Source organism: Oxalicibacterium sp. (genome assembly GCF_035565035.1).
Classification (GTDB): Bacteria; Pseudomonadota; Gammaproteobacteria; order Burkholderiales; family Burkholderiaceae_D; genus Oxalicibacterium.
On the sequence record NZ_DATMTD010000015.1, the window covers coordinates 1 to 4,098 of the forward strand.

A 4,098-nucleotide genomic window follows, 5' to 3' on the forward strand; every position below is an offset into this window, starting at 1 on the left:
CAATCGCGGCGATGAAAGCCGAGGCAGGAATCGTGAAAATCCAGGCCCAGACGATATTGCCTGCCACGCCCCAGCGCACAGCCGACATCTTGCGTGACGCACCGACACCCACGATGGCACCCGTAATCGTATGCGTGGTCGAAACCGGCACGCCGAGCGCCGTCGCCAGAAACAACGTAATCGCACCGCCGGTTTCCGCACAAAAGCCGCCAACCGGTTTCAATTTCGTGATCTTCTGCCCCATCGTCTTGACGATGCGCCAGCCGCCGAACAGGGTGCCCAGACTGATTGCGCTGTAACAGCTGATCACCACCCACATCGGCAACGGATCTTCTGTCGTCGAGACACCGGCTGCAATCAACAGCATCCAGATGATGCCCATCGTTTTCTGCGCATCGTTACCGCCGTGACCCAGACTGTACATTGCTGCGGATACCAGTTGCAGACGCCGGAACAATCGATCGACATTTCGCTGAGAGGAACGCACGAACAGCCACGACACAACCACCATCATCAGCGCGCCGAACAGGAAACCAAGCAACGGCGACAGCACGATAAACAGGATGATCTTGATCAAGCCCGATGCGATCAGTGCGTCCGTTCCCGCCTTGGCGACCGCAGCGCCGACCAGACCGCCAATCAATGCGTGCGATGACGACGACGGCAGGCCGAAATACCAGGTCACCACGTTCCATGTAATCGCGCCGATCAATGCACCGAACACGACGTAATGATCGATGACGTGCGGATCGATGGTGCCCTTGCCGATCATCGACGCCACTTTCAGGTGAAATACGCCGATCGCAACGAAATTGAAGAAGGCTGCCATGGCGACTGCCGTTTGCGGTTTCAACACCCCGGTGGAAACCACTGTTGCGATGGCATTGGCGGCGTCGTGGAAGCCGTTCATGAAATCGAATACCAGTGCCAGAAAGATCAGTAAGGCGAGCAGGTAAAGGCTCATGTGAAGAGTTTGCATGGGTAATCTAGTCTTGGTTCAATGCGGTCGGATCGCATTCGCCGATGGCGACTGCAAACCGAAAGAGACGCAATGCTGATGTTCTTGCTCGTACATCAGGCGTTTTCGACAATGATGCCTTCGATAATGTTGGAAACGTCTTCGCAACGATCGGTGACGGTTTCCAGCAACTCGTAAATCGCTTTCAGCTTGATCAGGTTGCGAACGTCCGGCTCCTCGCGGAACAGTTTCGACATGGCAGCGCGCATCACGTGATCGGCATCGGATTCGAGACGGTCGATTTCCTGGCAGATTGCCAGAATCTCGCGCGAATTATCCATGTTGTGCAGGAGGGCCACAGCCGACTTGACCTTCTCGGTACAAGCCAGGCACAACTCCGCCAGACGCTTTGCTTCCGGCGTGATGGCCTTGATGTCATACAGCGAAATCGTTTGCGCGGCATCTTCGAGCAGATCGAGGATGTCATCCATGCGCGTGATCAACTGATGAATATCGTCACGATCGAGTGGCGTGATGAAGGTTTTGTGCAATGCGTCGAGCGTTGCGTGCGTCACCTTGTCGGCCTGTTTTTCAATGCCTTCGATCGCGTGCACACGGATTTCCAGATCGTCGAAATTGGTCATCAGGGCAACCATTTCCTTTGCACCCTTGACGCACAGTTCGGCATGCTCGTTAAAGAGATCGAAAAATTTGCCTTCTTTCGGCAGAAGTCGTCCAAACATGATTACTCTCTTTGAATAAATTAAAACGTGGGAACAGGGTGCAATGTCGTCAATAAATGACGGCGCAGAACAAGTGAAGCGAATGCGTGGAATGCCATGTCAGTCGCCCTGGTACAGCGCGGCCGAGCCGGTGTAATTCTCGAATTTGGTGTACTGCCCGAGGAAGGTCAGGCGCACCGCGCCGATCGGGCCGTTACGCTGTTTGCCGATGATGATTTCGGCCGTACCCTTGTCCGGCGAGTCGGGGTTGTAAACTTCGTCGCGATAGATGAACAGGATGACGTCGGCATCCTGCTCGATTGCGCCCGATTCGCGCAGATCGGACATGACGGGACGCTTGTTCGGGCGCTGTTCCAGCGAACGGTTCAACTGCGACAACGCGATTACCGGGCAATTCAGTTCTTTTGCGAGGCCCTTCAAGTTACGCGAAATTTCGGAAATTTCGGTCGCACGGTTTTCGCCGGCGGAATTCGCCGCCATCAGTTGCAGGTAGTCGATGATGATCAGGCCGAGCTTGCCGCATTGACGCGACAGGCGACGCGCACGCGCGCGCAATTCGATCGAATTCAGTGCCGGCGTTTCATCGATGAACAATTGCGCGTCGTTCATCTTCTGGATCGCATGGGTCAGACGCGGCCAGTCCTCGTCGTTCAGACGACCGGTACGCAAACGATGTTGATCGAGACGACCGACCGAACCGAGCATACGCATTGCAAGCTGTGTACCGCCCATCTCCATCGAGAAAACGGCGACCGGCAAGCCGCTTTCGATCGCAACCGTTTCACCGATGTTGATCGAGAACGCCGTTTTACCCATCGATGGACGACCGGCGACGATGATCAGATCACCGGGTTGCAGACCAGAGGTCATCCGGTCCAAATCGGCAAATCCGGTCGGCACACCGGTGATGTCGCTGGTGCTGTCGCGGTTGTAGAGTTCATCGATGCGTTCGACGACTTGCGTCAACAGCGGCTGGATTTCCTGGAAGCCTTGCGCACCGCGCGCGCCCTCTTCCGCGATCGAAAAAATCTTGGATTCGGCTTCGTCAAGCATCTGCTTGACTTCCTTGCCCTGCGGATTGAACGCGTTGCCGGAAATTTCGTCGGAGACGGTGATCAGTTTGCGCAACACGCCGCGGTCGCGCACGATCTCTGCATAACGGCGAATATTGGCGGCGGACGGCGTATTCTGCGCAAGCGCATTCAGGTAGGAAAGACCGCCTACCTCCTCTGCCTTGCCACTATTGGACAACGCCTCGAATACGGTGATAACGTCGGCGGGTCGCGAGCCGTTGATCAGCTTGACGATGTGCTGGAAGATGATGCGATGGTCGTAGCGGTAAAAATCGTCCTGGCTGACGAAATCCGCAATGCGATCCCATGCAGCGTTGTCCAGCAACAAACCACCCAGAACGGATTGTTCGGATTCGATGGAATGTGGCGGAACACGGAGGGAGTCGAGTTGCGGATCGGCTGGCGTATTCATGGCGCGCATTATACCTTTTACGAGCGAACGCTTCGAGAAAACGGACAATAAAAAAGCCGGGAAAACCCGGCTTTTTTATTGTATCAACTGCAGTTTGGCTTACGCCTGATCGCCAACCACGGTGATCGTCACATCGATAACGACGTCGGTATGCAACGCAACGGCAACAGCATGGTCGCCAGTGGTTTTCAGCGGGCCGGTAGGCATGCGGATTTGCGCTTTTTCAACAGCGAAACCTTGCTTGGTCAGCGCTTCAGCGATATCGGAGTTGGTAACGGAACCGAACAGACGGCCGTCCACACCCGATTTTTGCGTGATCTGGATCGATTGACCCGTCAGTTTTTCGCCTTGGGCTTGTGCTGCTGCCAGTTTTTCTGCAGCGACTTTTTCCAGTTCTGCGCGTTTGACTTCGAATTCAGCCAGCGCGGTTGCCGTTGCACGGCGAGCCTTGCGCTGAGGAATCAGAAAGTTACGTGCGTAACCGTCCTTGACTTTGACGACTTCGCCGAGATTGCCGAGGTTAACGACTTTTTCCAACAGAATGACTTGCATGTTTTTTCTCCTGATTCAGTCGTTGATTACGCGTTGTGCAGATCGGTGTACGGCAGCAGCGCGAGGAAACGTGCGCGCTTGATCGCGGTATCAACCTGACGTTGATAGATTGCCTTGGTGCCGGTCAGACGGGCCGGCATGATCTTGCCGTTTTCCTGAACGAAGTCTTTCAGCGTGTCGATGTCTTTGTAATCGACCTGCTCGACGCCTGCAGCGGTGAAGCGGCAGAACTTCTTGCGTTTGAACAGCGGGTTCTGCTGTTTGCGTTTTTCTTTCAGTTTGTTCTTGTCGAATTTTTTACCGAATGCCATTTTTGTCTCCTGTATCTAAATGTGTTTTTCGAAATCTGTGAGATGGAAA

At 54.7% G+C, this 4,098-nt stretch carries 5 protein-coding genes; all 5 read right to left on the minus strand.

The window, feature by feature from the left end; all coding sequences use genetic code 11:
• A partial coding sequence (locus VN114_RS01735) for an inorganic phosphate transporter (protein ID WP_325511355.1) occupies positions 1 to 979 on the minus strand: 979 nt, incomplete at its 3' end.
• 95 nt (positions 980 to 1,074) lie between these two features.
• Positions 1,075 to 1,701: a DUF47 domain-containing protein gene (locus VN114_RS01740; protein WP_325511357.1), complete on the minus strand. Its 627-nt coding sequence runs from the start codon at positions 1,699 to 1,701 to the stop codon at positions 1,075 to 1,077.
• Positions 1,702 to 1,800: 99 nt separating this feature from the next.
• Complete coding sequence (locus tag VN114_RS01745) at positions 1,801 to 3,186, minus strand: replicative DNA helicase (protein ID WP_325511359.1); 1,386 nt, start codon at positions 3,184 to 3,186, stop codon at positions 1,801 to 1,803.
• A gap of 99 nt (positions 3,187 to 3,285) precedes the next feature.
• Positions 3,286 to 3,738, minus strand: a complete 453-nt coding sequence (rplI, locus tag VN114_RS01750) for a 50S ribosomal protein L9 (protein WP_325511361.1) — start codon at positions 3,736 to 3,738, stop codon at positions 3,286 to 3,288.
• 26 nt (positions 3,739 to 3,764) lie between these two features.
• A complete protein-coding gene (gene rpsR, locus VN114_RS01755; RefSeq protein ID WP_188419256.1) occupies positions 3,765 to 4,049 on the minus strand; it encodes a 30S ribosomal protein S18 in 285 nt (94 codons plus the stop codon).
• Between the last annotated feature and the right edge of the window lie 49 nt (positions 4,050 to 4,098).

Excerpts from the sequence above, each read along its gene's own strand:
- VN114_RS01740 (WP_325511357.1), bottom strand. The coding sequence starts at position 1,701 with ATGTTTGGACGACTTCTGCCGAAAGAAGGCAAATTTTTCGATCTCTTT.
- VN114_RS01745 (WP_325511359.1), bottom strand. The coding sequence starts at position 3,186 with ATGAATACGCCAGCCGATCCGCAACTCGACTCCCTCCGTGTTCCGCCA.
- rplI (WP_325511361.1), bottom strand. The coding sequence starts at position 3,738 with ATGCAAGTCATTCTGTTGGAAAAAGTCGTTAACCTCGGCAATCTCGGC.
- rpsR (WP_188419256.1), bottom strand. The coding sequence starts at position 4,049 with ATGGCATTCGGTAAAAAATTCGACAAGAACAAACTGAAAGAAAAACGC.